At 42.7% G+C, this 25,645-nt stretch carries 34 protein-coding genes; all 34 read right to left on the reverse strand.

Going from position 1 to position 25,645, the window contains the following annotated elements:
• Nucleotides 1–52 precede the first annotated feature (52 nt).
• Nucleotides 53–271 (reverse strand): translation initiation factor IF-1, encoded by a 219-nt coding sequence (infA, locus tag ABIM45_05480; GenBank protein ID MEO0239354.1) that lies wholly within the window; start codon nucleotides 269–271, stop codon nucleotides 53–55.
• A complete protein-coding gene (gene map, locus ABIM45_05485; GenBank protein MEO0239355.1) occupies nucleotides 264–1,022 on the reverse strand; it encodes a type I methionyl aminopeptidase in 759 nt (252 codons plus the stop codon). The genes infA and map overlap by 8 nt, the downstream gene beginning before the upstream one ends.
• On the reverse strand, nucleotides 1,019–1,663 hold the full coding sequence (locus tag ABIM45_05490) for an adenylate kinase (protein ID MEO0239356.1): 645 nt from the start codon (nucleotides 1,661–1,663) through the stop codon (nucleotides 1,019–1,021). The genes map and ABIM45_05490 overlap by 4 nt, the downstream gene beginning before the upstream one ends.
• Nucleotides 1,651–2,964 carry a preprotein translocase subunit SecY gene (secY, locus tag ABIM45_05495; GenBank protein ID MEO0239357.1) on the reverse strand — a complete coding sequence of 438 codons (1,314 nt, stop codon included), beginning with the start codon at nucleotides 2,962–2,964 and terminating at the stop codon, nucleotides 1,651–1,653. The genes ABIM45_05490 and secY overlap by 13 nt, the downstream gene beginning before the upstream one ends.
• The gene (rplO, locus tag ABIM45_05500) at nucleotides 2,948–3,397 is read right to left on the reverse strand and encodes a 50S ribosomal protein L15 (GenBank protein ID MEO0239358.1); all 450 of its coding nucleotides are present in this window, start codon (nucleotides 3,395–3,397) and stop codon (nucleotides 2,948–2,950) included. Before rplO ends, secY begins: the two co-directional genes overlap by 17 nt.
• Nucleotides 3,397–3,570 (reverse strand): 50S ribosomal protein L30, encoded by a 174-nt coding sequence (gene rpmD / locus ABIM45_05505; protein ID MEO0239359.1) that lies wholly within the window; start codon nucleotides 3,568–3,570, stop codon nucleotides 3,397–3,399. Before rpmD ends, rplO begins: the two co-directional genes overlap by 1 nt.
• Nucleotides 3,566–4,117, reverse strand: a complete 552-nt coding sequence (gene rpsE, locus ABIM45_05510; protein ID MEO0239360.1) for a 30S ribosomal protein S5 — start codon at nucleotides 4,115–4,117, stop codon at nucleotides 3,566–3,568. Before rpsE ends, rpmD begins: the two co-directional genes overlap by 5 nt.
• A 10-nt stretch (nucleotides 4,118–4,127) precedes the next feature.
• The gene (rplR, locus tag ABIM45_05515; protein ID MEO0239361.1) at nucleotides 4,128–4,505 is read right to left on the reverse strand and encodes a 50S ribosomal protein L18; all 378 of its coding nucleotides are present in this window, start codon (nucleotides 4,503–4,505) and stop codon (nucleotides 4,128–4,130) included.
• Entirely contained in the window at nucleotides 4,505–5,056 is a 552-nt protein-coding gene (gene rplF, locus ABIM45_05520) for a 50S ribosomal protein L6 (GenBank protein MEO0239362.1), read from the reverse strand. Before rplF ends, rplR begins: the two co-directional genes overlap by 1 nt.
• A gap of 11 nt (nucleotides 5,057–5,067) precedes the next feature.
• A complete protein-coding gene (gene rpsH, locus ABIM45_05525) occupies nucleotides 5,068–5,466 on the reverse strand; it encodes a 30S ribosomal protein S8 (GenBank protein ID MEO0239363.1) in 399 nt (132 codons plus the stop codon).
• A 12-nt stretch (nucleotides 5,467–5,478) separates the two neighbouring features.
• The gene (locus ABIM45_05530; protein MEO0239364.1) at nucleotides 5,479–5,667 is read right to left on the reverse strand and encodes a type Z 30S ribosomal protein S14; all 189 of its coding nucleotides are present in this window, start codon (nucleotides 5,665–5,667) and stop codon (nucleotides 5,479–5,481) included.
• 6 nt (nucleotides 5,668–5,673) lie between these two features.
• Nucleotides 5,674–6,216 carry a 50S ribosomal protein L5 gene (gene rplE / locus ABIM45_05535; protein ID MEO0239365.1) on the reverse strand — a complete coding sequence of 181 codons (543 nt, stop codon included), beginning with the start codon at nucleotides 6,214–6,216 and terminating at the stop codon, nucleotides 5,674–5,676.
• Nucleotides 6,216–6,533 (reverse strand): 50S ribosomal protein L24, encoded by a 318-nt coding sequence (gene rplX / locus ABIM45_05540; GenBank protein ID MEO0239366.1) that lies wholly within the window; start codon nucleotides 6,531–6,533, stop codon nucleotides 6,216–6,218. The genes rplE and rplX overlap by 1 nt, the downstream gene beginning before the upstream one ends.
• Before the next feature lies 1 nt (nucleotide 6,534).
• Nucleotides 6,535–6,903: a 50S ribosomal protein L14 gene (gene rplN / locus ABIM45_05545; GenBank protein MEO0239367.1), complete on the reverse strand. Its 369-nt coding sequence runs from the start codon at nucleotides 6,901–6,903 to the stop codon at nucleotides 6,535–6,537.
• On the reverse strand, nucleotides 6,900–7,163 hold the full coding sequence (gene rpsQ, locus ABIM45_05550) for a 30S ribosomal protein S17 (GenBank protein ID MEO0239368.1): 264 nt from the start codon (nucleotides 7,161–7,163) through the stop codon (nucleotides 6,900–6,902). Before rpsQ ends, rplN begins: the two co-directional genes overlap by 4 nt.
• Nucleotides 7,153–7,356: a 50S ribosomal protein L29 gene (gene rpmC, locus ABIM45_05555; GenBank protein MEO0239369.1), complete on the reverse strand. Its 204-nt coding sequence runs from the start codon at nucleotides 7,354–7,356 to the stop codon at nucleotides 7,153–7,155. The genes rpsQ and rpmC overlap by 11 nt, the downstream gene beginning before the upstream one ends.
• Nucleotides 7,353–7,772: a 50S ribosomal protein L16 gene (gene rplP, locus ABIM45_05560; GenBank protein ID MEO0239370.1), complete on the reverse strand. Its 420-nt coding sequence runs from the start codon at nucleotides 7,770–7,772 to the stop codon at nucleotides 7,353–7,355. Before rplP ends, rpmC begins: the two co-directional genes overlap by 4 nt.
• 3 nt (nucleotides 7,773–7,775) lie before the next feature.
• The gene (gene rpsC, locus ABIM45_05565) at nucleotides 7,776–8,426 is read right to left on the reverse strand and encodes a 30S ribosomal protein S3 (protein MEO0239371.1); all 651 of its coding nucleotides are present in this window, start codon (nucleotides 8,424–8,426) and stop codon (nucleotides 7,776–7,778) included.
• Nucleotides 8,426–8,773 (reverse strand): 50S ribosomal protein L22, encoded by a 348-nt coding sequence (rplV, locus tag ABIM45_05570; protein MEO0239372.1) that lies wholly within the window; start codon nucleotides 8,771–8,773, stop codon nucleotides 8,426–8,428. The genes rpsC and rplV overlap by 1 nt, the downstream gene beginning before the upstream one ends.
• The gene (gene rpsS / locus ABIM45_05575) at nucleotides 8,770–9,057 is read right to left on the reverse strand and encodes a 30S ribosomal protein S19 (GenBank protein ID MEO0239373.1); all 288 of its coding nucleotides are present in this window, start codon (nucleotides 9,055–9,057) and stop codon (nucleotides 8,770–8,772) included. Before rpsS ends, rplV begins: the two co-directional genes overlap by 4 nt.
• Entirely contained in the window at nucleotides 9,057–9,878 is an 822-nt protein-coding gene (rplB, locus tag ABIM45_05580; GenBank protein MEO0239374.1) for a 50S ribosomal protein L2, read from the reverse strand. Before rplB ends, rpsS begins: the two co-directional genes overlap by 1 nt.
• Nucleotides 9,879–9,880: 2 nt before the next feature.
• On the reverse strand, nucleotides 9,881–10,168 hold the full coding sequence (gene rplW / locus ABIM45_05585; protein MEO0239375.1) for a 50S ribosomal protein L23: 288 nt from the start codon (nucleotides 10,166–10,168) through the stop codon (nucleotides 9,881–9,883).
• On the reverse strand, nucleotides 10,165–10,791 hold the full coding sequence (gene rplD / locus ABIM45_05590) for a 50S ribosomal protein L4 (GenBank protein MEO0239376.1): 627 nt from the start codon (nucleotides 10,789–10,791) through the stop codon (nucleotides 10,165–10,167). The genes rplW and rplD overlap by 4 nt, the downstream gene beginning before the upstream one ends.
• A complete protein-coding gene (gene rplC, locus ABIM45_05595; protein MEO0239377.1) occupies nucleotides 10,788–11,435 on the reverse strand; it encodes a 50S ribosomal protein L3 in 648 nt (215 codons plus the stop codon). The genes rplD and rplC overlap by 4 nt, the downstream gene beginning before the upstream one ends.
• 8 nt (nucleotides 11,436–11,443) lie before the next feature.
• A complete protein-coding gene (gene rpsJ, locus ABIM45_05600) occupies nucleotides 11,444–11,758 on the reverse strand; it encodes a 30S ribosomal protein S10 (GenBank protein ID MEO0239378.1) in 315 nt (104 codons plus the stop codon).
• A gap of 5 nt (nucleotides 11,759–11,763) precedes the next feature.
• Nucleotides 11,764–12,966 carry an elongation factor Tu gene (gene tuf, locus ABIM45_05605; GenBank protein ID MEO0239379.1) on the reverse strand — a complete coding sequence of 401 codons (1,203 nt, stop codon included), beginning with the start codon at nucleotides 12,964–12,966 and terminating at the stop codon, nucleotides 11,764–11,766.
• A 15-nt stretch (nucleotides 12,967–12,981) separates the two neighbouring features.
• Nucleotides 12,982–15,027, reverse strand: a complete 2,046-nt coding sequence (gene fusA, locus ABIM45_05610) for an elongation factor G (protein ID MEO0239380.1) — start codon at nucleotides 15,025–15,027, stop codon at nucleotides 12,982–12,984.
• Between the two features lie 11 nt (nucleotides 15,028–15,038).
• Nucleotides 15,039–15,506 (reverse strand): 30S ribosomal protein S7, encoded by a 468-nt coding sequence (rpsG, locus tag ABIM45_05615; protein ID MEO0239381.1) that lies wholly within the window; start codon nucleotides 15,504–15,506, stop codon nucleotides 15,039–15,041.
• A gap of 15 nt (nucleotides 15,507–15,521) precedes the next feature.
• On the reverse strand, nucleotides 15,522–15,896 hold the full coding sequence (rpsL, locus tag ABIM45_05620) for a 30S ribosomal protein S12 (GenBank protein MEO0239382.1): 375 nt from the start codon (nucleotides 15,894–15,896) through the stop codon (nucleotides 15,522–15,524).
• 69 nt (nucleotides 15,897–15,965) lie between these two features.
• Entirely contained in the window at nucleotides 15,966–20,084 is a 4,119-nt protein-coding gene (gene rpoC / locus ABIM45_05625; GenBank protein MEO0239383.1) for a DNA-directed RNA polymerase subunit beta', read from the reverse strand.
• Between the two features lie 3 nt (nucleotides 20,085–20,087).
• Nucleotides 20,088–23,900: a DNA-directed RNA polymerase subunit beta gene (gene rpoB, locus ABIM45_05630; protein ID MEO0239384.1), complete on the reverse strand. Its 3,813-nt coding sequence runs from the start codon at nucleotides 23,898–23,900 to the stop codon at nucleotides 20,088–20,090.
• A 111-nt stretch (nucleotides 23,901–24,011) separates the two neighbouring features.
• Nucleotides 24,012–24,401, reverse strand: coding sequence for a 50S ribosomal protein L7/L12 (rplL, locus tag ABIM45_05635; GenBank protein ID MEO0239385.1), 390 nt, complete (start codon nucleotides 24,399–24,401; stop codon nucleotides 24,012–24,014).
• 1 nt (nucleotide 24,402) lies between these two features.
• Nucleotides 24,403–24,933 carry a 50S ribosomal protein L10 gene (gene rplJ / locus ABIM45_05640; GenBank protein ID MEO0239386.1) on the reverse strand — a complete coding sequence of 177 codons (531 nt, stop codon included), beginning with the start codon at nucleotides 24,931–24,933 and terminating at the stop codon, nucleotides 24,403–24,405.
• Between the two features lies 1 nt (nucleotide 24,934).
• Entirely contained in the window at nucleotides 24,935–25,645 is a 711-nt protein-coding gene (gene rplA, locus ABIM45_05645) for a 50S ribosomal protein L1 (protein MEO0239387.1), read from the reverse strand.

The following is a 25,645-nucleotide window of genomic DNA, read 5'->3' on the forward strand; positions in this document are numbered from 1 at the left end:
CGTGAAGTTTATCAATTTTAATGCAAACACCATAGAGTGTCAAAAGTAATCCCTATTTATACCTAAAAACAATACGACCTCTTGTGAGGTCGTATGGTGATAATTCCACTATGACTCGATCCCCGGGCAAGATCTTAATAAAATTCATTCTCATCTTACCCGAGACGTGAGCAAGTACAACCACACCGTTGTCAAGGGTAACGCGAAACATCGCGTTAGGCAAAACTTCTTTTACCGTTCCTTCCATTCTAATTACGTTTTTCTTATCCATAAACCACCTTAGTTAAGTTTTGAAAGCCATCCTTAGTAACCAAAATCGTCTCTTCAAAATGGGCTGCTAAGGAGCCATCTTGTGTAACTATCGTCCAACCATTTTCCTTTTCTCTCACATCTCCACTTCCTAAGGTAAACATGGGCTCAATGGCAATGATTACCCCTTCGTAGAGTACCGGTCCATTTCCTTTGGGGCCAAAATTGGGTATAAAGGGATCTTCGTGCAATCTAAGTCCTACCCCATGACCCCCCAGAATCTTAACAACACCAAGCTTAAATTTGTTAGCCGTTTCCTCAATTGCATGAGAAATATCACCAACCCGGATTCCTTCCTTAATGACTGACATCCCTTCCATCAGTGCGAGTTTCGTACCACTCACTAACCTATTAATGTTAATATCACCATTATTTCCAAGGAAATACGTTTTGGCTGCGTCACTGAAAAAACCTTGATAATTAACGCCTATATCCACTTTAACAAGGTCACCCTCTTTTAAAACCCTCTGGTCAGGAATTCCATGGACAACCTCATCATTGATTGATATACAGCTTGATGCAGGATATCCTCTGTAACCAAGAAAAGCGGGTTCAGCCTTGAAGCTAACAATAGTTTCGAAAATAAAATCATCCAGTTCCTTTGACGTGATGCCCGGCCTTATATATTCGTCTACTTTATGAAAAACTCTGCGGAGGATATCCGCAGACTTCTTGATCATCTCGATTTCCTTGGGTTTTTTGATATAAATCATAATCCAATAATCTTGAGTAAATTCTTATAAACCTCGTCCGGAGATTGGTTCCCATCAACTTTCTTTAGAAGAGCCTTTCTCTCATAATACTCTAAGAGAGGCAAAGTTTGCTGGTAATAGACTTTAAGACGATTCTCGATGGTCTCTTCATTATCATCGCTGCGCTTTACCAATTTAACTCCGCAAAGATCACAAACCTCATCATTCTTTGGTGGTTCGGTAATCAAGTTATAAACTCTCTTGCAAGAAGGGCAAACCCTGCGTGCTAAAAGCCTCTTTTTAACTTCCTCATTCGAAACATCAAAATAAATAACTCCTGTTAAGCCCTTATTTAGCGTCTCCAGAAGGCGATCAAGACCTTCCGCTTGATTCACGTTCCTTGGAAAACCGTCAAGAACAAACTGTTCAAACTGCAGTACCTTCTCCCTGACCAGCCCAATAATAATATCGTCAGGCACAAGTTCACCTCTTTCCATATAAATCTTCGCTACTTCCCCCAAAGTCGTTCCTTTACTTACAGCTTCTCTCAAAATATCACCCGTAGAAACTTTAACAATTCCGAAATCATTCTGTAATTTATCCGCCTGGGTTCCCTTGCCAGCACCGGGAGGTCCAAGAAATACCAGCCTTATCCTCTCCATCCCCTGATCTTGCCTTTTTTCAAAAGGCCTTCATACTGATTCATTATCAAGTAGGAGTTTATTTGTTGCATTAATTCAAGAGCAACACCCACAATAATGAGAATTCTCGTTCCTCCAAAATAAAGCTGAGCCCCCGTCCACCTCATTATATGATAAGGGAGAATGGCAATGAGGGCAAAAGCGATTGCACCGGGTAAAAGAATCCGGCTCATTACTTTATCAATATATTCCGCAGTTTTCTGCCCAGGTCTTACGCCTGGTATAAACCCGGAATACCTTTGAAGGTTGTCAGCAAGGTCCTTGGGATTAAGAACAATTGAAGTATAATAATAGGCAAAAAATACAATTAACACAGCGTAGATTAGATCGTATATCACATTTCCTGGCCTGAACTTAGTTGCAAAGTTCTGCAAGAAATCTACCTTTGCAAACATTGCTAAGTTACTGGGAATCATGAGGATAGTTTGTGCGAAAATGATAGGAATTACACCAGCGGTATTAAGAGTTAACGGGAGATATGTGGACTGTCCACCGTATATCCTCCTACCCACAATCTTTTTCGCATATTGGATGGGTATACGCCTTTGCGCTTCTGTAATCATGACGACACCCGCAATTGTAAGAACTATGATCACAAGTAAAAATAGAAAAGCAAGAGGCGAAATAGAACCAGAACGCAATAACTGGAAAGTATTGGCAAATTCATATGGAACAGAATCGAGAGAACCAGCGAAAATAAGTACAGAAATACCGTTTCCTATTCCATTATCGGTAATCTGTTCGCCAAGCCACATTAAAAACAAAGTTCCCGCTATGAGAGATACTATTGTCTGAAACATAAAGGCTGGACCCGGATTGGGGACAACTCTCGCCCCTGAAGGGGCAACAACGTTCGATAGAAAGAGGGCAATACCAAAAGCCTGAATGCCAGCAACAACTACAGTAAAATACCTTGTATACCTGTTTATGAGCCTTCTTCCGTGTTCACCCTCCTTTTGCAGTCTCTCTAAGTAGGGCCATGTAGTTGTAAGTAACTGGATGATAATCGAAGCGGAAATGTAAGGCATTATTCCAGCACCGAAAATTGCAGCCCTTTGTAATGCACCTCCAACGAAGATGTCGTAGAGTCCAAATATGGTCCCTGTAAACTGCGTTTTGAAAAACTCAGCTAAAGCTTGACCGTTAATGCCAGGGAGGGGAATATGGGTACCAATTCTGTATATCACTATGATGAAAAGGGTAAAAAGTATCCTCTTCCGTAATTCTCCTATTTTGGGTATGGCATCAAGATTCTTTAACATTTATTTTCCCACCCGCTTTTTCAATTTTTGCTTTTGCACTTTCCGAGATCTTGTCTACTTCTATGACAAAAGGCCTCGAAACCTCACCGCGGCCGAGAACTTTCACCGGCTTATTTTCATCCTTTATCAACCCTTTTTGTAGAAGTGTTTCCCGATTCACAACATCACCAGCGTCAAAGTATTTATCAAGGATATCAAGATTCACAATCTGATATTCAACGCGGAATGGGTTTTTAAACCCTCTCTTAGGCAACCTTCTGTAAAGGGGCATCTGCCCACCTTCAAACCATACGGGCTTAGCTCCGCCACTTCTTGCCTTTTGCCCCTTATGCCCCCTTCCTGCAGTCTTACCATGACCTGATCCTGGGCCTCTTCCAACCCTCTTCTTTCTTTTCTTGGCCCCTTCGTTAGGACGTAAAGAACTCAAATCCATCATTTCTTCTCCTCCCCCTCAATTTCTTCAACCTTAAGCAGATAAGCAACCTGATTTATCATACCCCTGATCTGTGGTGTATCTTTATGAATCTTCGTCTTTCCAATTCTACCAAGACCAAGAGCTTTTAAGGTCAATTTATGCCTTTTATCAACATCTATCGAACTTTTAATTTGTTGTACTTTCAGAAGCTTTTGTGACACGGCCAAACCTCCTTAAAACTTTTTCTGGGTTAAGCCCCCTTTCCTTTATGATTCTTTCTGGATCCACCAGCGAGGTCACAGCCTTATAAGTAGCCTTCATAAGGTTAATAGGGTTATTGGACCCCAAGGACTTAGTCAGAACATTCTGATAACCAGCCGCTTCAAGAACAGCTCTAACCGCTTGAGTTGCAATAATACCTGTACCAGGGGCAGCAGGTTTGAGTAAAATCTCCGATGCACCTTCCTTGACAATCACTTCATAAGGTAGAGTTCCATTTTTGATCACACACTGCTTCAGGTTTTTGCGAGCCCTCCTGAGGGCTTTTTGTATTGCCTCTGGAGTTTCAGCAGCTTTCCCGTGTCCGATTCCCACTCTACCATTTCCGTCACCCACAACCACCCACACCGACATTTTAAGGTTTTTGCCACCCTTTGTAACTTTTGTAACTCTGTTGATATAAACTATATTTTCAATTAGTTCAGAACTTTCCCTTTCAAATTCTTCAAAAAGTGCCATACCTTACCTCCTAAAATTCAAGGCCAGCTTCCCTGGCAGCTTCCGCCAGTGCTTTCACTCTACCATGATATTTATAGCCAGCTCTATCGAAAACCACTTTCTTGAAACCCTTCTCGAGAGCTCTCTTTGCAATCAATTTTCCAACGAGCTTAGCCTTTTCGATTTTCCCTTTTAATCCCTTTACCTCTTCGCGGATTTCAGGGGAAAGAGTAGAAGCGCCACAAATCACTTTGCAAGGGCCAATGGGTGGGTCAATAACCAATTGAGCGTATATGTGCTTTGCTGATCTGAAAACTACAAGTCTTGGTCGTTCTTCCGTTCCTTTAACCTTTTTTCTGACCCTTAAATGGCGTCTTTTTCTCCTCAAAACCTTAGTTTCCCTATCCATTACTTACCTCCAGCTTTAACACCAGCCTTACCAGCCTTTCTTCTCACTATTTCACCACGATACCTTATTCCTTTTCCTTTGTAAGGTTCAGGCGGTCTCACCCTTCTTATTGTAGCTGCAATGTCTCCAACGAGATATTTGTCAATTCCTTTTACTCTAATAATGTTTTGTCCTTCTACTTCAAATTGAATTCCAGGAGGTGGTGTAAATTCAACAGGATGTGAAAAACCAACGTTAATAACAAGCTTTGAACCCTCCATCTTTGCACGATAACCAGTGCCCACGATTTCCAGTTCTTTTACAAATCCTTTAGTAACGCCTTCAATCATATTGTTGATAAGCTGCCTCGTTGTGCCATGCAATGCCTTATGGAATTTTTTGTCTGAAGGCCTTTCCACGAATATTTTATTCCCTTCGATCTTAACCATCATGTCAGGATGAATGTCCATTTCGAGCTTACCCTTGGGTCCTTTGACTTCAATATGGTTGCCATTAAGCTTTACCTCAACACCTTTTGGAATTTCAATAGGTTTCTTTCCAATTCTCGACATATTCCACCTCCTTACCAGACGTAGAGGAGATACTCTCCCCCAATTTTCCTTTTCCTTGCTTCGCGGTCTGTCATAACGCCCTGAGAAGTAGAAATGATTGCAATTCCCATTCCATTTTTAATCCACGGTATCTCGTCTTTACCGATGTAAATCCGCCTTCCCGGTTTTGAAACCCTTTGCAAATCGTTGATCGCTGGTCTGCCACCCGTTAAATAATTCAGCGTTACCTCAATTAAACCACCTTTTTCTGTAGAAACGACCCTGTAATCCTTGATAAATCCTTCTCTCTTTAAAATATCGAGTATAGCAAGCTTTAGTTTGGAAATTACTGCAATCGTGGTCTTCTCATGCCTGGCTCTGACGGCATTTCTAATCCTTGTGATCATATCAGCAATGGGATCTGTAAGCATATTTATACCTCCTTACCAGCTTGCCTTTTTGACGCCAGGCAACTCGCCTCTTAATGCCAGCTCTCTGAAGCAAATCCTACAAATTCCAAACTTCCTGATGTATCCGCGAGGCCTGCCACAGATCTGGCATCTATTTCTTTTCCTCACTTTAAACTTTGGTTCAACCGTGAAAGCTCTTGTAAACTTCGCTTTTGTAGCCATAGATCATTACCCCCTTTCAAAAGGAAACCCAAAGGCTTCCAAAAGTTTCATTGCTTCCTCATCAGTCTTTGCTGTTGTTACAATTGCAATATCCATTCCAAAAACCTTTTTCACTTTATCTATGTCAATTTCAGGGAAGACCGTCTGCTCATCGAGACCAAAGTTGTAATTACCCTTCCCATCAAAGGATTCTCTGCTAAGTCCTCTGAAATCCCTCACTCTCGGTAGTGCAAAATTAATCAGCCTATCAAGAAAGTCATAAGCCCTTTGTTTCCTGAGAGTAACTCTAAGGCCAATAGGCATGCCCTTTCTGAGATGATAGGCAGCTACCGATTTTCTTGCACGTCTCACCTGAGGCTTCTGTCCTGTTATGCGAGCCAGATCTTCAGAAACGACCTCAATAAGCTTAGGATCCTGAACCGCCTCACCGAGTCCCACGTTTATGACAATCTTTTCAATCCGTGGAACCCGCATAATGTTTTTGAATCCAAGCTCTTTCATTAAAAGAGGTCTGATCTTTTCTCTATATTCTTTAAGTAATCTGGACATCAATCAATCTCCTTTCCACACTTTTTACAAACCCTGGATTTTTTGCCATCTTCCTTTATTACAAAGCCAACCCGTGTAGCTTGACCACACATGGGACATACCAGTTTTACATTGGATACGTGGATAGGGGCTTCCATTTGTATAATACCTGATGGCAATTCCGGTCCCCTTGCTCTCATGTGTTTTTTAACAATGTTAACACCCTCAACGACAACCCTCGATTTCTCCCGAATGACCTTTTTGACCTTTCCAATTTTGCCCTTGTCTTTACCGGCAATCACGAGAACCAAATCATCCCTTTTAATTTTAATACCCATTCTATACTACCTCCGAAGCAAGAGAGACAATCTTCATAAATTTCTTTTCTCTCAATTCCCTCGCAACGGGTCCGAATACTCTGGTACCGCGGGGTTCATTGAAGTTATCAATCAATACAGCAGCATTATCGTCAAACTTGACATAAGTACCATCAGGACGTCTTAATTCTTTTTTTGTTCTTACGATGACCGCCCTCGCCTTGTCACCCTTCTTAACGGGAGCACCTGGAATAGCATCCTTAATTGTAACAACCACGATATCTCCGACATAAGCGTACTTTCTTCTACTTCCGCCGAGAACCTTAATGATTAATGCCTCTTGAGCACCTGTATTGTCAACTATTTTAACTCTGGAAATATCTTGAATCATTCTCCCTCCCTCCTTTGAGCTCTTCGAATAATTTCAACCAATCTCCATCTTTTGAGTTTAGAAAGTGGCCTTGTTTCCTCTATCCTTACCAGATCGCCCACTCTTGATTCATTGTTTTCGTCATGGACGTAGAATTTCTTTTTTCTCCTCACGTATTTACCATAGAGGGGATGCTTCTTAAGGAATTCGAATACAACAACTCTCGTCTTGTTCATTTTGTCACTAACAACGACACCGATTCTCTGTTTTCTAATTCCCATTGTTACCCCCTCTTTTCTCGTTCATCACCGTCAGAACCCTTGCTATCTCCCGTTTTACCTGTTTGAACCTGTGAGGTTGGTTTAGCCTGTGAAGAGCTTTGTCCATTCTTAGAGTAAAAAGCTCTTCCTTCAACTCCTTTAACTTTTTGTTAAGTTCATCTAAAGAAAGTTCCCTCAATTCTTTCGCTTTCATACTCCACCTTCCTTAATTGATACAAAACGTGTCTTTATAGGTAATTTGTGAGATGCAATTCTGAAAGCCTCTCTCGCATCTTCTTCTGAAACGCCACTGAGCTCAAAGAGAATTCTACCGGGCTTTACAACTGCAACCCAGAACTCAACGTTACCTTTTCCCTTACCCATTCTTGTTTCGGCGGGTTTCTTTGTAACAGGTTTATCAGGGAAAATCCTTACCCAAAGCTTTCCGCCCTTTTTTAAGTACCTCGAAATAGCCATTCTTGCCGCTTCAATCTGATTCGCTGTGAGCCAGTGGGCTTCAAGGGCTTTGAGCCCGTATTCACCAAAAGCCAAATAATTCCCTGCAAGGGCAATGCCCTTTAATCTTCCCCTTTGCTGTTTTCTATATTTGGTCCTGGATGGCATCAACATAGCTCATTCCTCCGTTGGCTTCTTCAGGATATCGCCTTTGTATATCCACACTTTCACGCCGATTGTTCCGTATTTTGTAAAGGCTGTTTCCTGTGCGTAATCGATATCAGCTCTCAACGTCTGAAGAGGCACTCTACCCTTCAAATACCATTCCTTTCTTGCAATTTCAGCACCAGCCAATCTGCCCTTAGAATATACTTTGATTCCCTGGGCACCTGCTTTCATAGCCTGTTCAACAGCTCTTTTCATAGCACGCCGGTGGGAGACCCTCTGTTCAATTCTGAAAGCTATCTGCTGAGCGACGAGCGAGGCGTCGATTTCAGGTGTCTTGACCTCTTTCACATCGATGTGAAGATCTTTGTAAGGGGCAATTGCAGCAATTTCTTTCTTGAAAGACTCAATCTCCTTTCCTCCTCTTCCGATTATCATTCCAGGCTTTGCAGTATAGATGGAGATGGATATTTTATCTGGGAGAACTCTCTCGATTTCGACTCTGGAGATACCCGCTTCCTTAAATCGTGCTCTTATATATTTCCTAATTTCATAATCTTCTTTGACGAACTTCCGGTAATGGGTATCGTCTGCATACCAGCGAGATAACCAACCCTTGTTAACGCCTATTCTAAAACCATAAGGATGAACTTTCTGACCCATTACTCAACCTCCCTTGGAGCTACTTCAATTGTCAAATGTGAAGTTCTCTTTAAAATTAGAGTAGCCATTCCCCTAAACATTGGTCTTACTCTCTTCCAAATAGGACCCCTATCAACCTTTGCGACCTTTATGAAGAGCTTATCCTCAGGTAAATCCCCGCCTTTATCTCTGTAGGAAGCTACTGCAGCCTTAATAGCCTTCATTGCGAATCTTGCCGATTTCTTATTCAGAACCTTTAACATTCTCAGGGCTTCAGCTACACTTTTACCCCTAATTTCATCAAGAAGAGGGGCAACCTTCTTGGGTGAAATCCTTCTATATTTCAAAACACACTTCCCTTCCATCATTTTAACCTCGCCTTTTCAGCTGCCTTTTTATCCTTATGACCCCTAAAGGTTCTTGTTGGGGAAAATTCGCCAAGTCTGTGCCCAACCATTTCTGCTGTAATATAGACAGGTATAAACTTTCTTCCATTGTGGACCGCTATGGTGTGCCCAACAAATTCTGGTATTATCATAGACGCTCTGGAATAGGTTTTGATAACTTTCTTTTCACCCTTTTCGTTCATTTCCATAATTCTTTTGTACAGTTTAGCATCAACAAAAGGACCTTTTTTCTTTGATCTGGCCATTACTTGCGCCTCCTTACTATGAACCTGTCACTTGGTTTTCTCTTCTTTCTGGTCTTTTTACCATCAACAACACCCGTAGGACTACAAGGATGCCTTCCGGATTTGGACCTACCTTCGCCACCACCAAGAGGATGATCCACAGGGTTCATAACCATACCACGAACATGCGGCCTCCTACCAAGCCACCTCGACCTACCTGCCTTTCCAATAATGACGTTCTCATGATCCAGATTAGAAACTTGACCGATTGTAGCATAACACTTGACGTTTATCAATCTAACTTCACCAGATGGAAGCTGTACATGGGCATATTTGCCTTCTTTGGACAATATCACAGCACTCGCACCAGCTGCCCTCACCAGTTGTCCACCCTTTCCTGGAACCAATTCGATATTGTGAATGGGAATCCCTTCAGGTATCCTCTCAAGAGGGAGAGCATTACCAACTTTAATTTCTGCATCCGGACCTGACATGACCATATCCCCCACCTTGAGTCCTTCAGGAGCTATAATGTACCTCTTTTCCCCATCCATATATTGGAGCAATGCAATCCTCGCAGTTCTGTTAGGATCATACTCGATCGAAACAACCTTTGCTGGTACGCCAACTTTCTCTCTCTTGAAATCGATTATTCTATAATGCCTTCTATGGCCACCACCACGGAATCTGACGGTGATCCTACCGGTATTATTTCTACCACCCGACTTTTTAAGGGGCTCCAGTAATGATTTTTCGGGCTCTTCCTTAGTAATTTCTGAAAAATCTGATACCGTCATAAAACGCCGTGACGGCGTAACAGGTCTAAATTTTTTGACTCCCATGACTACACTCCTTCAAAGAATGGGATGGATTCACCTTTCCTAAGGGTTACAATCGCTTTCTTCCATGTCTTGGTGTAACCTGGGGCAAGTCTAACCCTTCGTGGTTTTGGCTTTACATTAATCACCCTTACCTTCTCCACATGCACCTTGAAAAGGTCTTCAATAGCCTTCTTTATCTCAATTTTATTAGAATCCGGAGCAACTTCGAAGACAAACTGACCATATTCCCTCAAAAGCGCCGTCTTTTCTGTTATAATTGGCCTTATTACAATGTCTCTTGGGTCTTTCATATCGCCAACCTCTTTTCTAATTTTTCTAACCCATCCTTCTCTATCACTACATATTTGTGATTGAGCACTTCCAAGGAATTGACGTCCTTCACCTCTATAACATCGCAGTAAGGGATATTCCTGCCAGACAGGTAAAGATTTCTATTGTAATCAGCGGAGAGAACTAAGGTTTTATCTTTATTCAGTCCCATCTTATCTAACAGCTCAGCCATTCTCTTCGTCTTAGGAACTTGAAATTCAAACTTTTCGATTACCAGTATACGCCCATTCTGCGCCTTATCAGCAAGAGAATGTAACAAAGAGAGTCTCTTTAGCTTAGTGGGAATCTCTGTGTAGTAATCCCTTGGCCTTGGACCGTGGGCCTTGCCACCGCCAACAAAAACTGGAGCCTTAACATCACCGTGTCTTGCTCTTCCAAGCCCTTTCTGTGGGTAAATCTTCCTACCCGATGCGTTAACCTCTGCACGTGTCTTTGCTTTATGAGTTCCCTGCCTTTTGTTCGCAAGATATAGCCTTGTGATTTCCCATAGTAGATGGAGATTGGGCTTAACACCAAATAATTCTTCCTTTAATTCAATTTCCCCTATTTGCTCACCATTTGGGTTGTATAAAGGTGCCTTCATTGCTCTTTCTCCTTAGCTTTCCTGAGAAATATTATTCCACCCCTTGGTCCAGGGACAGCGCCTTTCACGAGCACCACATTCTTGTCAGGAATTATCTTGACTATTTCCAGATTTTTAACGGTGATTCTTTTCAACCCGTCGTGACCAGGTAATTTCTTTCCCTTATATACCCTCGCAGGCTCAGTATGCTGACCGATAGAACCGGGCCTATTGTGGAATTTAGAGCCGTGAGATTTAGGGCCACCAGAAAATCCCCATCTTTTGATGACGCCCTGAAATCCCTTGCCTTTCGAAATTCCTGTGACATCTATCCGCTCACCTTCATTAAAGAGGTCTACAATCTTTATCTCCTGTCCAACCTGAAACTTAGAAACGTCATCTACACGAAATTCCTTAATCACCAGTGCAGGATACTTTTCTCTTTCGCCGAGAGCCTTACGCAATTCGCCGAGTTGAGGCTTATTAAGCTTTTTTGCCTCAACCTCACCATAACCCACTTTTATTGCGGTATAACCATCCCTTTCCACAGTCTTCCCCTGTATAACTGTACAGGGGCCGGCTTCAATGACCGTAACAGGGATCATCGAGCCGTCTTTGGTAGGGATCTGGGTCATACCCAGTTTTCTACCAATTAACCCTGCCATAGTTCACCTCAGATCATTTTTATTTCAACATCTACTCCAGGTGGTAAATCCAGCCTGGAAAGTTTATCTATCGTTTCCGCTGTGGGTTTCCTAATCTCTATTAGCCTTTTGTGAACTTTAAGCTCAAACTGCTCCTGGGACCTTTTGTCTATATGGGGAGACCTTATAACTGAAAATAGCGTCCTTTTGGTAGGAAGAGGTATCGGCCCTGAAACTTCAGCACCACTCGACCTTGCAGTATGGGCAATATTTTGTGCCGAGCGGTCCAGGAGCGCTGGGTCAAAGGACTTTAGTTTTATTCTTATTTTGGCTTCAAGTACCATGATTTTTACTCGACAATATCGGTTACGACACCCGCACCAACCGTCCTGCCACCTTCACGAATTGCAAATCTGAGCTCTTTCTCAATCGCTACAGGATACATGAGTTCAACGAGAAGGTTGACATGGTCGCCAGGCATCACCATTTCTCTACCTTCTGGAAGAGTAATTGTTCCGGTAACATCAGTGGTCCTGAAATAGAATTGAGGTCTGTAACCAGTCATAAATGGGGTGTGGCGTCCTCCCTCTTCCTTTGTTAACACGTAAACCTGAGCTCTAAATTTCTTGTGGGGCTTAATCGAACCCGGCTTCGCGACCACCATTCCTCTTTCTACATCTTCTTTCTTAACACCTCTCAAGAGCAATCCTACATTATCGCCGGGGAGTGCTTCATCCAGTTCCTTTCTAAACATTTCAATAGAAGTAACAACGGTTCTGAGCGGTTCATCTCTAAATCCTACAACTTCGACTTCCTCACCAGGGACCAATCTTCCACGCTCCACTCTTCCCGTAACAACCGTTCCACGGCCAGTAATGGAGAATACGTCCTCAATTGCCATGAGGAATGGCTTGTCTACTGCACGCTGAGGCTCTGGAATATAATTATCCAATGCGTCAAGAAGTTCCTGAATTGGCTTGTACCATGGGCAATTGGGGTCGTCCCCACATTCCTCAATAACCTTGAGGGCCGAACCCTTAATAATGGGAACCTCATCACCAGGGAACTCATACTTGTTAAGAAGGTCTCTCACCTCCAGTTCAACAAGTTCCTGAAGCTCTGGGTCATCAAGCATATCTATTTTGTTCATGAATACAACTATGTAAGGAACGTTTACCTGCCTTGCAAGGAGTACATGTTCCCTTGTCTGTGGCTGGACGCCATCAGCCGCAGAAACAACAAGGATTGCACCATCCATCTGCGCAGCACCGGTGATCATGTTCTTAATGTAGTCTGCGTGGCCAGGGCAATCAATATGAGCGTAGTGGCGTTTCTCTGTTTCATACTCAACGTGAGCAAGCTGGATTGTAATTCCACGAGCCTTCTCTTCCGGTGCTTTGTCTATTTGATCGTAGGGTACATAGTTAGCAAATCCCTTCAAGGACAGGTATTTTGTGATTGCAGCGGTTAAAGTGGTCTTTCCATGGTCAATGTGACCAATGGTACCCACATTTATGTGTGGCTTTGTTCTTACAAACTTTTCCTTAGCCATTTCTACATACCTCCATCATATTGTTAATGTTTTTTCCTTTTTTACAGGTGCATAATGATCCAGTTTCATCCAGAAGCTTGCCCTTCCCTGGGTTAGTGACCTCAAATCTGTCACATAACCAAGGAGTTTTTTTAAAGGCACATAAGCCTTTAGCTTCTGAATGTTATCACTTATATTCTCAATTTTATCCAGTTCTCCACCCCTCTGACCGAGGTCACTTACAACATTTCCAATGTACTCAGAGGGGCACACAACCTCGAGTAGAACTATTGGCTCAAGCAAAATAGGTTTCCCCTCCTGCAGCGCCCTCTGTACTGCCTTCCTTAAAGCCAGTTCATTTCCCAGCTGTGTAAAAGTACTATCTTCCCCTACTGCAACCAGTTGCACTTCCACATCAGTAACTGGGTAGCCCAAAATCGGACCGAAAGATATTGACTCGTAGGCTATATTTATGAAAAGTTCTCTAAGCTGAGGATTCATCTCGGGCAAAATGGTAACCTTGTTACCTTCACCTCTGTTACGAGGTATTAGTTTGACCTTCGCATATCCCTTTTCCTTAACCCCTCCAATCTCCCTTTCAAAGAGTTCCTCAACTTCTGCTTCAACCGTTATCGTTTCTCTATACGTAACCTGCGGTTTTCCTGTCTTGATGGGTATTTTAAATTCTCTCACAATTCTATCAGTAATAATCTCAAGATGCAACTCACCCATACCACTAATAAGAAGTTGACCTGTCTCCCGGTCTTTTCCCACCTTAAAGCTCGGGTCTTCAATCTGTATTATATTGAGAACCTCCTTTAACTTATCTTCGTCCTTGGAGGATTTAGGTTCAATGGCTATTGAAATGAGAGGATCAGGAAAGTGCATTCCCTCAAAGAAAATAGGTGCCTCAGGATCACAAAGAGTGTCACCAGTCTTAACATCTTTTATTCCAACTATTCCAACTATTTCTCCCGCCTTCGCTTCTTTGATCGGCTCTTTCTTATCGGCATGTATAAGGTAAATTCTCATCGCCCTTTCTATCTTCCCTGTAGAAGAATTCAGCACCTTCTGGTTCACATTTAAAATTCCCGAATAAACGCGGGTAAACAAAACATTTCCCGCGTGCGGATCATTTTGTATCTTAAATACCACCGCTGAAAAAGGTGCATCATAAGTAGGCGAACGCTTTACATATTCCCCTGTTTTAGGGTCAACACCTACCACATCTCCTTTATCGAGTGGAGATGGAAGGTAATCAACGATTGCATCAAGGAGAGGCTGAATTCCTTTGTTTTTGAGGGCAGCCCCCATAAGGACGGGAACCGCTTTCATAGAAAGTGTCGCTTTCCTTATCGAAGATTTAAGGATATCGACCGTAATCTCTTTTTCTTCTACAGCGAGTTTTAAAATCTCTTCATCTATTTCAGACAGCTTATCCAGGAGATTATTCCTAACATCTTCGACCTCTTCTTCGCTTGCATCCTCAATGCGGTAATTCTCACCCGTCCCATCCACATCCCAGATATACTTTTTCTTAGCGATAACATCTATGACACCAATAAAGTTTTCTTCGATACCGATGGGGATTTGGAGTGGTAATGCCAAAATGTTAAATTTCTCTTCAATTTCCTTCATGACCCTGAAGGGGTCGGCACCTACACGGTCGAGTTTGTTTATAAAAACGATCCGCGGTACCTTATACCTATCGGCTTGGTGCCACACCGTCTCGGATTGAGGTTGAACACCTGCAACCCCACAAAAGATTACAATCAAACCATCGAGGACTCTAAGTGAACGCTCAACTTCAATTGTAAAATCTACGTGGCCAGGAGTGTCGATAATGTTGATCCTGTGACCTTTCCAGTAGCAGCTTACAGCAGCGCTGGTAATGGTGATACCTCTCTCCTTTTCCTGAATCAAATAATCAGTGGTTGCAGTTCCTTCATCCACGTCGCCAAGACGGTGGATTTTCTTAGTATAATATAAAATTCTTTCAGTAGTAGTAGTCTTACCCGCATCAATGTGAGCAGCGAATCCGATGTTTCGCAGGTTAGTGATATTATCAAATGCAATATCCATCTCTCAAACTCTTACCACTTATAGTGGGCAAACACCTTGTTCGCTTCAGCCATCTTGTGAACGTTTTCTTTTGTCTTAATTGCTCCCCCTTGATTTTGGGAAGCTTCAATTATCTCATTGGCCAGTCTTTCATACATCCTTCTTTCTGGCCTCGACCTTGCAGCCCTTATAATCCACTTTATAGCCAGGGAGAGCTGTCTCTTAGGACGTACTTCAACGGGAACCTGATAGGTTGCACCACCAACCCTTCTTGGTCTTACCTCAAGCTTTGGCTTAACATTCTCAATGGCTTTCTCAAAGATTTCGATTCCGTTGCTTTTCGTTTTCTGCTCAATAAGTTCAATGGCCTTGTAGAAAATCTTTTGAGCAATGGTCTTTTTTCCGTCCCACATCAAATTGTTGATAAACTTGGCAGCAATAACAGACCCATATTTGGGATCAGGTGAGACCTCACGTTCAGGAGCTCTTCTTCTCCTCATGGAATCAACGCCTCCTTATTTTTTGGGCTTTTTAGTCCCGTAAAGGGACCTTGAATTTTTCCTACCCTCAACGCCCGCGGCATCGTATTTTCCTCTAATTATGTGATACTTCACACCCGGAAGATCCTTAACCCTGCCACCCCTCACCAGCACCACAGAGTGTTCCTGGAGGTTATGCCCTTCACCCGGTATGTACGCTATCACCTCTTTCCCGTTAGATAAGCGAACCTTAGCAACCTTTCTCAAAGCAGAATTAGGCTTCTTAGGAGTAGTCGTATAAACCCTTATACAAACTCCTCTCTTTTGAGGACAGCCATCCAGGGCAGGAGACTTTGATTTTCTTTTCTTTGGCGTCCTGCCCAACCTAACAAGTTGATTAATTGTCGGCATAATACTTCCCCCTTTAAATGCAGTGTTTAATTTTACTGCAATATCAATAAACGTTCAAGTTTAAATTTACTATTCTTCTTCGCGTTCTGAAGGTTCTTCCTCCTCTTCCTGGAGGAGTTCCTCTTCCTCCACGACAAGATTTCTATATTTCCTGGTTCCAGTTCCTGCCGGAATCAGATTACCAATAATAACATTCTCGATGAGACCCTCGAGTTTATCCTCTTTCCCCGCTATTGCAGCCTCGGTAAGAACCTTTGTGGTTTCGATAAATGAGGCGGCCGAAAGGAAGCTTTCGGAAGCCAGAGCGGCTTTCTTTATTCCCAATAACTGGAACTCATAGGTTGCCGGCTTTCCACCTTTTTCACGCACCTCGCGGTTTTCCTCCTCCACAACGCTTATATCAACAAGATCACCTTCGATCAAATTCTTTGTATCGCCAGCGTCTTTAATTAGCACCTTCCTCCCCATTTGCCTTACGAAAATTTCAACATGCACATCTTTAATCTTTACATCAGAGGCCGCATAACTACGCAAAATATTATCAAGGAGGAACTCCTGAGCTTTATCTATTCCCTTAATTCTCAGAATATCCTTAGGATTGATTCTTCCACCAGTAAGTTGTTCCCCTGCTTCGACCCAATCACCCTCTGCAACCGTTAAATACTGTCCGAAAATCGGATACTCTTTGACCTCTCCAGAATCGCTGGTTACTTTGATTATATATTTACCTTTGTCACCCTTTTCAATGCTAACCCTTCCGCTGATCTCAGACAGAATTGCATGTTTGAATCTGCTACCACCATAGGCATAAATGTCAAGAATTGATTCAGTAAAGAGCTCAAGCCAATACTCAATGGCCTGGAACCCAACGGTAATATCCCTTGTGCCAAGAGCGAGCACGTCTTTAATGGGTAATCTTGCAAGGACATCTCCCGGTTCTACGATATCCCCTTCGTTAATGTCAGCAGATAAAATCGCACCATTGGAGAGCAATATCTCCTCGAGAAGTTCACCGGTCTCAGGGTCAACAATGTGCATTCTTGGATACATGGTTGATCTCCTATCGAACTTCACGATCCTTTCCTCTTCTGCTCCAGTTACAAGGGTCTTGCCAGGGACCAAATCGACGTAAACCACTTTGCCTTTCTTTGTAGCAAGAATTAGATATCTGTAAGGATCCCATTCGCAGAAAACCTGACCTTTCTGGATCTTCTGACCATCCTCAACGTAAATCCTTGAGCCATAAGGTACTTCGAATTTCCTCTCGAGTTTTCCATCAGGGGTTCTTATAATGATACGAGCCCTCTTACCAACATTTATCATTCCCGACTTTGAGTTGACAACCACTTTTACATTAACGAACTCAACTATACCATCAAAAGGTGCCTCGTGATAGGATGCCCCCACCGTCCTTTCGCCAGTACCTCCAGTATGGAAAGTCCTCAAAGTGAGCTGCGTGCTTGGTTCTCCCAGTGATTGTGCTGCCATTACTCCGACGGCTTCTCCAACCTCAACAAGGTGCCCAGTAGCATGGTTTCTACCATAGCATTTCGCACAAACACCCTTCTTTGCCTTACAAGTAAGCACAGACCTTACCCATACTTCGGTAATTCCGCTTTCTTCAATTTTCTTCGCTGCTTCCTCGTCAATTTCCTGACCCTCTTCTACGATGACCTCACCGGTAATAGGATGATAAATATCTTCCAGTGCTACCCTTCCTACAATCCTTTCAGCGAGGGTAATGAGAGGCTGATTCTTTTCATCAGTCAATGCTGACACCTTTCTCCCTGTTAGAGTTCCACAGTCTTCTTCCGTTACCACAATGTGGTGAGCAACATTTACCAATCTCCGCGTGTAATAACCGGAAAGTGAAGTCTTCATAGCTGTATCCACAAGTCCCTTTCTCGAACCGTGGGTGGAAATGAAATACTCAAGAACTTTAAAACCTTCCTTGTTATTGGAGATAATCGGCACCTCCAGAAGCTGGTTAATTTGAGTCTTCACTTTTCCAAGTTTTGCCATGAGACCACGCATTCCAGCCAGCTGCTTGACCTGATCTTCGTTTCCTCTCGCACCCGACTTAAGCATCATGTAAATGGGGTTAAATCCATCTTTATCCTTTTCCATAACCTTGAGCATTTCTTTCTTGACTTCTTCAGTGGCACGGGTCCATATAGACTGAACCAGGAGCTGTCTCTCTTTTTCGGAGATCGTTTTCTTCTCGTAAGCTCTTATAACCTTTTCTACCTCTTCCCGAGCCTTCAGGATGATTTCCTTCTTCTTCTCCGGAACCACCATGTCGTCCATTCCAAAGGTGATGCCTGCCACCGTTGAATATTTAAAACCAAGTTCCTTCAATGCATCTAGAAGCTCCGCTGTTCTCGCCGGGCCAAACTTTCTATGAGCCATGGCAACAAGGTTGGAAAGCTGACCTTTCCTCATTTCTTCATTGATAAACCTCAGTTCCTCTGGCAGGGCGTCATTGAATATAATGCGTCCCACTGAAGTTTCAATAATCTCATTTCCAAGCTTTACCCTTATCTTTGCACGAAGCCCTACATAGCCATTCTCGTATGCGATAAGCGCCTCTTCGGGAGAAGAGAAGAGCTTACCTTCGCCCTTATCTCCTGGTAAAATCTTTGTTAAATAGTTTAATCCAAGAACGATGTCACGCGTTGGTGCTGCCAGAGGGCCTCCATGAGCAGGAGATAAAATATTGTAGATTGAAAGAAGAATCCCGTAACTTTCCAGCTGTGCTTCATAAGAAATCGGCACATAAACAGCCATTGTGTCGCCATCAAAGTCAGCGTTATAAGCAGGGCAAACAAGTGGATGGAGCCCAATAGCCTTGTTCTCCCAGAGAACTGGCTCAAAAGCCTGAATTGAAGGTCTATGAAGTGTTGGAGCTCTATTAAGGAGTACTGGGTGATCTTTGACTATTTTTTCGAGCATCTCCCAAATTGCCGGATCCCTTTGCCTGAGCTTTGCCTCAGCCTCTCTGATGCTACTCGCAAGACCGGATTCATTAAGTTTATGCTCCACCATCGGCCTGAATAGCTCAAGAGCCATTTCCTTCGGTAAAGCGACCTGGTTCATCTTGAGTTCGGGAGCTACGACAATTACGGAACGCCCTGAATAATCTACTCTCTTACCGAGAAGATTTCTCCTCAAAACGCCCTTCTTACCTCTGAGGACATCCGAAATAGACTTCAGTTTCCTGCCACTCTTAGACAAAACGGGTTTTCTTCTCTTCGAGTTATCCAGTAATGCTTCAACCGCTTCCTGTAAGTTACGCTTCTCATTATTTATTATGATCTGAGGAGCTCCCTGTTCCATCAACTGTTTCAATCTATTATTTCTCATTATAACTCGTCTATAAAGCTGATTTATTTCAGTGGTAGCGATTTGGCCATTCTCGAGGAATACGATGGGCCTGAGGTCTGGCGGAATTACGGGGATAACCTCTAAAATCATCCATTCGGGTCGAGTCTTAGAATTCAAAAGAGCTTGAACAATCTTATATTTTTTAAGAAACTTGGCTCTCTTGATGGGAGACTGCTCTTTCTTGATTTTAACCCTTAACTCATTCCTAAGATCTTCAAGATTCATATTGGCGAGGATCTTCTTTATACCCGGAGCCCCCATCTCCGCTTCAAACTGGTTGCCATAGAGCTTCTTGTATTCTTGATATTCTGAGATGGACAAAACTTGACCCACCCTCAATTTGGCATCAGCCGATTCTCCTCCCTTCATCAAATCTTCTGAAACCTTCGTCACGATGTAAGCGTCATAGTAAATTACCCTTTCAAGGTCCTTAACACCAAGATCCAAAAGAATACCAATAGGTGAAGGAGTTGCTTTGTAAAACCATATGTGGGCAACGGGGACTGCCAGCTCTATATGCCCCATCCTCTCTCGTCTAACTCTCTTCTCTGTGACTTCAACTCCACATCTGTCGCACTTTACACCTTTATATTTTCTGCCCTTAAACTTGCCGCAACTACACTCGTAGTCTTTAATGGGCCCAAAAATCCTTTCACAGAAAAGTCCGCCAGGTTCGGGTTTTTGTGTCCTGTAGTTTATGGTTTCTGAATTTGTTACTTCACCATGAGACCAACTTCTGATGGTCTCAGGTGAAGCAATTTTTATCCTTATTGACAACAAATTTTTAGGTAATAATTTTTCCATAGTCTACTCCGTCTTAAGGTTTACTTTCAAAAACTGCTTTTCTTTTTCTTCTCCAGTTTTTAACTCCACATCAAGGCAAAGACCCCTCAAATGGTTAACAAGCACCTTAAAAGATGCTGGGAGTCCAGGTTCTTTAGGCCTCTTACCCAATTGTAATTCTTTGTAAAGCTTGTTTCGCCCTTCGATATCATCCGATTTGATAGTTAGCATTTCCTGCAACGTGTAAGCTGCACCATGTGCTTCGAGAGCCCATACCTCCATCTCACCAAACCTCTGGCCACCGAAGTGAGACTTTCCACCGACTGGCTGTTGAGTAATTGAAGAGTAAGGACCAATTGCCCTCGCATGAATCTTATCCTCAACCATATGAATTAGCTTTATCATGTACATGTACCCCACTGTCACGGGGTAGTGGAAGTATTCGCCTGTCCTTCCATCTCTCAATCTAACTTTACCTGGATACGTTAAACCCGCCTCTTCCATTTCTTTTTGTATTTCTTCCACGGTCATACCCTCGAAAGCAGGGCAAGCGTAATAAACGCCTTTCTTTTTACCAGCCCAACCCAGGATAGTTTCCAAAATTTGACCCACATTCATACGAGAAGGAACACCGAGGGGGCTCAGAACCACGTCTACTGGTGTGCCATCCTCCAAGAACGGCATATCTTCAACAGGTGCAATCTTTGCAACAACACCCTTGTTTCCATGTCTTCCGGTAATCTTATCTCCAACCTGAAGTCTTCTCTTTTGGGCAATGTAAATTTTGATTAGCTGATTTACTCCTGGAGGTAGCTCATCACCCCTTTCGATCTCCTGAATCGTCTGGTTCAATTTCTCTTCAATTTCTTTTTCTCTCTTATCATAGTCCTGGATAAGGTTCTTAATTCGAACCAGCTTTTCTTCAGAAATAACCGGGAGATCATAATTCAGCCTTGTCAAGTCAACGCGCTTGTTAACCATGAGGTCTTCCAAGAGCTCCCTTGTCACAAGCGTCCCCTTAGGCAAAATAACGGTTCCGTCTTTTGCCTTCAAATCATCGTTAAGAACTTCATCGATCAGCATCTCAACAATAAAGTCTCTCAATCTTGTCTTAAGTAACCTCTTCTCTTCCTCTGCTCGCCGGTATGCCTTTTCTTTGCGCTCCATAATAACCTTTAGTGAAAGTGGATCATTCTTTGTTTTAGTAAGTATCACAACATCAACTACATAACCTGAAACCCCTGGGGGTACTCTCTTCGAAGTATCTTTAACGGGCTGGTCATATCCCACAATGGCAAGAAGCAACTTCTTTTCCGGTGATAGTTCTTCTTCCTCACCCTTAGGCGTAACTTTACCCACTAAAATATCCCTTGGCTTAACCTCAACTCCAACACGGATGATTCCGAAATTATCAAGATTCTTTAAATCTTCTTCCATCACTCCCGGGATCTGATTAGTCACCTCTTCGGGACCAAGGGAAGTTTCCCTCACTTCCACTTCGAATTCAAGGATGTGGATGGACGTCAAAGCATCTTCTTTGAGAATATTCTCAGAGACAACAATAGCGTCTTCATAGTTATAACCATACCAAGGTACGAAAGCCACCAGCAGATTTTTTCCAAGTGCCAACTCTCCATTCTTGGTGGCAGCAGCATCCGCAATAATATCACCAGCCTTGACCTTGTCACCCACCTTAACAATGGGCTTCATGTTGATCAGTGTATTCTGGTTGGACCTTCTAAATTTTATCAGTTTGTACTCTTCAATTTCATCCTCAAACTTGGAGAGTTTCTTTCCCCTTTTTGAAACCCTCACAAGAATTCTCTTGGAATCAACAAAAACAACCGTGCCACTGTTTCTTGCAGTGAGGAGAGTTCCAGAATCTCTCGCAACCTTAGCCTCCATTCCCGTTCCCACTATTGGAGGTTCAGGATCAATCAAAGGAACCGCTTGCCTCTGCATGTTACACCCCATCAACGCCCTGAGAGCATCATTATGCTCAAGGAAGGGAATAAGCGAAGCGGAAGGTGAAATCACCTGACGTGGTGAGACATCTATGTAATTTACTTTTTCTCTATCCACCTCGATATAATCGTCCTTATAACGTACCCAAACCTTTTTATCTTTTATAAGGCCAGTCTCAGGGTCATACTCTACATCTGCAGATGCTACATAGGCATCCCTTTCCTCGTTCCTACTGAGCTCCACGATTTTATCAGTAACTCTCCCGTTTTCTACAACCCTCAGAGGGGTCTTAATAAAACCATATTCATCAACCTTAGCATAGGTAGTAAGTGAATTAATTAATCCAACGTTTTGACCTTCCGGCGTTTCGATGGGACACAATCTACCATAATGAGATGGGTGAACGTCTCTCACCTCAAACCCAGCGGTCTCCTTGGTTAACCCGCCTCTACCGAAAGCAGAAATACGTCTCTTATGGGTAAGCTCAGAAAGTGGATTGGTCTGGTCAAGGAATTGGGACAAGGTATCACGCATGAAGAAGTTAATCAAAGAGTTAGTAATTACCTTAGGATCAATGAGAACCTTAGGTACAATCCTCGACTCATCAGAAATTGAAAGAATTTTTTCGGCAATATTCTTTACCAATTTCTTACTGAAAGCATCTCTGATTTGTTCATAAAGAAGCTCACCGACACTGCGGATCCTTCTATTAGCGAGGTCATCAATATCATCCGGCTCCTCTTCGCCTTTGTACAATCCCACAAGCTTTTTCACAACCTCAACAATATCTTCAATAGTAAGAACATGTTCAGTCTTCTTCTGATTCCCGTAGAGTCTTAAGTTAAACTTGTACCTTCCAACTTCCCCAAGGTAGAAATAGGCTTCGCTCAAGAAAAAGTTTTTAATGAAAGTTCTTGCCTCTTCTAAATCGCTCGGTGGCTGGCTAAACTTCAAAGTCCTATAAATGTTTCCAATGGCATCAGCTTCTTTCTTTAATCTGTCTTGTCTATAAGTTGTGTAAAGGACACTACCTTCCGGCGTTTCAACATCAAATACCTCGACCCTTTTAATATTTCTTTCCTTCAACTCCTTCAGGATGGTTGAATTCAATAGTTCAAGGGCTTCAAAAAGAACCTCACCAGTATTTGTATCTACAATATCTTTTGCAAGAATATACCTTTCAAACTCCTTTATCTCATCCACATCAAGTTTTTGAACCTCAAGGAACATCTTAAAGATCTCAACAAAGGGTAATCCGGTAAGCGCCCTAAAAAACCTCGTGAAGGGGATCTTTCTTCTTTTGGAAACGGTTACGGTAAGATTCTTGTTACCGTCAATAACAAATTCAACCCATGGACCTCTGTAAGGTACCAATAACGCTCTGCAAGGAAGAGACTCACCTTCAATTTCAGGACCTTCGAAGTAAACACCGGGTGATCTATGAATCTGGCTAACGAGTACTCTTTCCACTCCGTTTATAACAAAGGTACCACGGCATGTCATATATGGGATCTCACCCATATAGACTTCTTGGGTAACACTTTCTTCAAATTCCTTAGTTTCAGGATTTTTCTTTGACAACCTGAAGACCGCTCTTAGTGGAACAGAATAGGTCAAATTTTTCTCCTTACACTCTTCTGGTGTAAGGCGTGGAGTTCCGACAGAATAATCGATGTACTCAAGTTTATAAATACCGTTTTTATCTGTCACAGGGAAGAATTCTCTGAATATATATTCCAAACTGCCCAATGGCCGTTCTTCTTTTGGAACCCCTTCAGACAGCAACCTTCTGAAGGAGTCCAGCTGAATGAAAAGAAGATCCGGCATCGGGTATTTTTCTGGCTTGTATCCTATCCTTATAATTTTGTCCATAATAGACAAAATTCACCTCCTATAATTTTTTCCAAATAGCTAAATGGGGCATAAAGCCCCATTTTACACCTCATAGAGAGATTGTACACAAGGTATACTCGTAGGAGTGTGTTACTTAATCTCTACCTTAGCGCCTAATTTTTCGAACTGCTGTTTAATCTTTTCAGCTTCTTCCTTTGAGACTCCTTCCTTTAAAGGCTTAGGCAGGTTATCCACAAAATCCTTTGCCTCTTTCAAACCGAGTCCGGTCAATGCTCTTACTTCCTTGAGAACATTGATCCTGTCCTGGCCGGCATCCACAAGAATTACGTCAAACTCAGTCTTCTCTTCTACAACAGCTGCAGGTGCTGCACCACCAGCAGCAACGGGTCCGGCCATAACGGGCATAGCAGCGGAAACACCGAACTTATTCTCCAGTTCCTTCACAAGCTGTGAGAGTTCCAGTACGGATAAAGACTCGATCATTTCGACTATTTCAGCAACACTTTTCTTTTCAGCCATTTTACTTAACCTCCTCTTTTTGTTTTCTAATTTGCTCAAGTGCAAAAACTAAGGCCTGTAAAGGCCAGTTCAAAGAATAAACAAGTTTAAATATTGGTGCATTTAGCGCACCAACAACTTGTGCTTGAAGTTCTTTCTTAGAAGGCAATGTAGCAACAACTTTCAGCTCATCCGGACCAAAAACCCTACCGTCTAACCATCCACCTTTGAAAGAAAGCTTTGATATTTCCTTAGAATAATCGAAAGCAACCTTCAGAGGTTCTACCTCATCTTCCATTGCAAACAATACCGCTGTTGGCCCGGGGATAAATTTCTCAATCTCATCCAAATTCTTTTCTTTAAGTGCAAAATACAGCGCAGTATTTTTAACGACTTTCAGGGTTGCACCTTTTTCTCTAAGCCTCTTTCTGAGTTCTGTAATCTCGGCAACAGTCAATCCTGCATAATTACAAAGATAAAAAGCCTTCGCCTTATCCAGTTTTTCCTTCAACTCTTTAACTCTTTCAATTTTTTCCGGTCTAACTTTCACCATGTTATGCCCTCTCCAGTTGTGAATAAATACTATTTAGATCCAATTTAATACTTGGACCCATTGTTGTCGTCAGATAGGCTTGCTTGATATAAGTGCCTTTCATAGTCTTTGGCTTTGCGTTGATAAGTTCCTGGAAGAAAGCAAGGATATTCTCTTTAAGGGCCTCTTCTGGGAAAGAAACTTTACCTACTGGAACATGAACATTGCCGGTTTTATCCACTTTAAACTCAACCCTACCCATTTTTAGTTCTCTGACAACGCGTCCAACTTCCTTTGTCACCGTTCCCGTCTTAGGAGAAGGCATCAGACCTCTGGGACCTAAGATTTTTCCAAGTTTTGCAAGTTCCGGCATAACTTCGGGGGTGGCAACTAACGCATCAAATTCAAGCCAACCATTCTTAATCTTTTCCATTAAATCTTGATAACCCACATAATCCGCACCTGCTTCAAGAGCCTCCTTCTCCTCTTCGCCCCTCGTAATTACCGCAACTCTAACACTCTTTCCCAGGCCTCTTGGAAGTACTGCAGACCCCCTTACCATCTGATCTGCCTTTCTGGGGTCAACACCAAGCAAAACTGCAAGCTCGACAGTCTCATCAAACTTTGCGCTTGCCAATTCCTTTACTTTCTTTATAGCCTCGTCTAAAGGGTACTCCTTCCCCTTCTCAACCTTTTCCAGCAAAGCCAAATATCTTTTCCCATGCTTAGCCAT

The organism is candidate division WOR-3 bacterium (genome assembly GCA_039803545.1).
Taxonomy (GTDB): domain Bacteria; phylum Hydrothermota; class Hydrothermia; order UBA1063; family UBA1063; genus UBA1063.

What these genes read in the sequence shown, in the direction of transcription:
- infA (MEO0239354.1), bottom strand. Translation starts at nt 271, where the DNA reads ATGGATAAGAAAAACGTAATTAGAATGGAAGGAACGGTAAAAGAAGTT.
- map (MEO0239355.1), bottom strand. Translation starts at nt 1,022, where the DNA reads ATGATTTATATCAAAAAACCCAAGGAAATCGAGATGATCAAGAAGTCT.
- ABIM45_05490 (MEO0239356.1), bottom strand. Translation starts at nt 1,663, where the DNA reads ATGGAGAGGATAAGGCTGGTATTTCTTGGACCTCCCGGTGCTGGCAAG.
- secY (MEO0239357.1), bottom strand. Translation starts at nt 2,964, where the DNA reads ATGTTAAAGAATCTTGATGCCATACCCAAAATAGGAGAATTACGGAAG.
- rplO (MEO0239358.1), bottom strand. Translation starts at nt 3,397, where the DNA reads ATGGATTTGAGTTCTTTACGTCCTAACGAAGGGGCCAAGAAAAGAAAG.
- rpsE (MEO0239360.1), bottom strand. Translation starts at nt 4,117, where the DNA reads ATGGCACTTTTTGAAGAATTTGAAAGGGAAAGTTCTGAACTAATTGAA.
- rplR (MEO0239361.1), bottom strand. Translation starts at nt 4,505, where the DNA reads ATGGATAGGGAAACTAAGGTTTTGAGGAGAAAAAGACGCCATTTAAGG.
- rplF (MEO0239362.1), bottom strand. Translation starts at nt 5,056, where the DNA reads ATGTCGAGAATTGGAAAGAAACCTATTGAAATTCCAAAAGGTGTTGAG.
- rpsH (MEO0239363.1), bottom strand. Translation starts at nt 5,466, where the DNA reads ATGCTTACAGATCCCATTGCTGATATGATCACAAGGATTAGAAATGCC.
- ABIM45_05530 (MEO0239364.1), bottom strand. Translation starts at nt 5,667, where the DNA reads ATGGCTACAAAAGCGAAGTTTACAAGAGCTTTCACGGTTGAACCAAAG.
- rplE (MEO0239365.1), bottom strand. Translation starts at nt 6,216, where the DNA reads ATGTCCAGATTACTTAAAGAATATAGAGAAAAGATCAGACCTCTTTTA.
- rplX (MEO0239366.1), bottom strand. Translation starts at nt 6,533, where the DNA reads ATGGGTATTAAAATTAAAAGGGATGATTTGGTTCTCGTGATTGCCGGT.
- rplN (MEO0239367.1), bottom strand. Translation starts at nt 6,903, where the DNA reads ATGATTCAAGATATTTCCAGAGTTAAAATAGTTGACAATACAGGTGCT.
- rpsQ (MEO0239368.1), bottom strand. Translation starts at nt 7,163, where the DNA reads ATGGGAATTAGAAAACAGAGAATCGGTGTCGTTGTTAGTGACAAAATG.
- rpmC (MEO0239369.1), bottom strand. Translation starts at nt 7,356, where the DNA reads ATGAAAGCGAAAGAATTGAGGGAACTTTCTTTAGATGAACTTAACAAA.
- rplP (MEO0239370.1), bottom strand. Translation starts at nt 7,772, where the DNA reads ATGTTGATGCCATCCAGGACCAAATATAGAAAACAGCAAAGGGGAAGA.
- rpsC (MEO0239371.1), bottom strand. Translation starts at nt 8,426, where the DNA reads ATGGGTCAGAAAGTTCATCCTTATGGTTTTAGAATAGGCGTTAACAAG.
- rplV (MEO0239372.1), bottom strand. Translation starts at nt 8,773, where the DNA reads ATGATGGAAGGGAAGTGTGTTTTGAAATATAGAAGGATTTCACCCAAG.
- rpsS (MEO0239373.1), bottom strand. Translation starts at nt 9,057, where the DNA reads ATGGCCAGATCAAAGAAAAAAGGTCCTTTTGTTGATGCTAAACTGTAC.
- rplB (MEO0239374.1), bottom strand. Translation starts at nt 9,878, where the DNA reads ATGGGAGTCAAAAAATTTAGACCTGTTACGCCGTCACGGCGTTTTATG.
- rplW (MEO0239375.1), bottom strand. Translation starts at nt 10,168, where the DNA reads ATGAAAGACCCAAGAGACATTGTAATAAGGCCAATTATAACAGAAAAG.
- rplD (MEO0239376.1), bottom strand. Translation starts at nt 10,791, where the DNA reads ATGAAGGCACCTTTATACAACCCAAATGGTGAGCAAATAGGGGAAATT.
- rplC (MEO0239377.1), bottom strand. Translation starts at nt 11,435, where the DNA reads ATGGCAGGGTTAATTGGTAGAAAACTGGGTATGACCCAGATCCCTACC.
- rpsJ (MEO0239378.1), bottom strand. Translation starts at nt 11,758, where the DNA reads ATGGTACTTGAAGCCAAAATAAGAATAAAACTAAAGTCCTTTGACCCA.
- tuf (MEO0239379.1), bottom strand. Translation starts at nt 12,966, where the DNA reads ATGGCTAAGGAAAAGTTTGTAAGAACAAAGCCACACATAAATGTGGGT.
- fusA (MEO0239380.1), bottom strand. Translation starts at nt 15,027, where the DNA reads ATGGATATTGCATTTGATAATATCACTAACCTGCGAAACATCGGATTC.
- rpsG (MEO0239381.1), bottom strand. Translation starts at nt 15,506, where the DNA reads ATGAGGAGAAGAAGAGCTCCTGAACGTGAGGTCTCACCTGATCCCAAA.
- rpsL (MEO0239382.1), bottom strand. Translation starts at nt 15,896, where the DNA reads ATGCCGACAATTAATCAACTTGTTAGGTTGGGCAGGACGCCAAAGAAA.
- rpoC (MEO0239383.1), bottom strand. Translation starts at nt 20,084, where the DNA reads ATGGAAAAATTATTACCTAAAAATTTGTTGTCAATAAGGATAAAAATT.
- rpoB (MEO0239384.1), bottom strand. Translation starts at nt 23,900, where the DNA reads ATGGACAAAATTATAAGGATAGGATACAAGCCAGAAAAATACCCGATG.
- rplL (MEO0239385.1), bottom strand. Translation starts at nt 24,401, where the DNA reads ATGGCTGAAAAGAAAAGTGTTGCTGAAATAGTCGAAATGATCGAGTCT.
- rplJ (MEO0239386.1), bottom strand. Translation starts at nt 24,933, where the DNA reads ATGGTGAAAGTTAGACCGGAAAAAATTGAAAGAGTTAAAGAGTTGAAG.
- rplA (MEO0239387.1), bottom strand. Translation starts at nt 25,645, where the DNA reads ATGGCTAAGCATGGGAAAAGATATTTGGCTTTGCTGGAAAAGGTTGAG.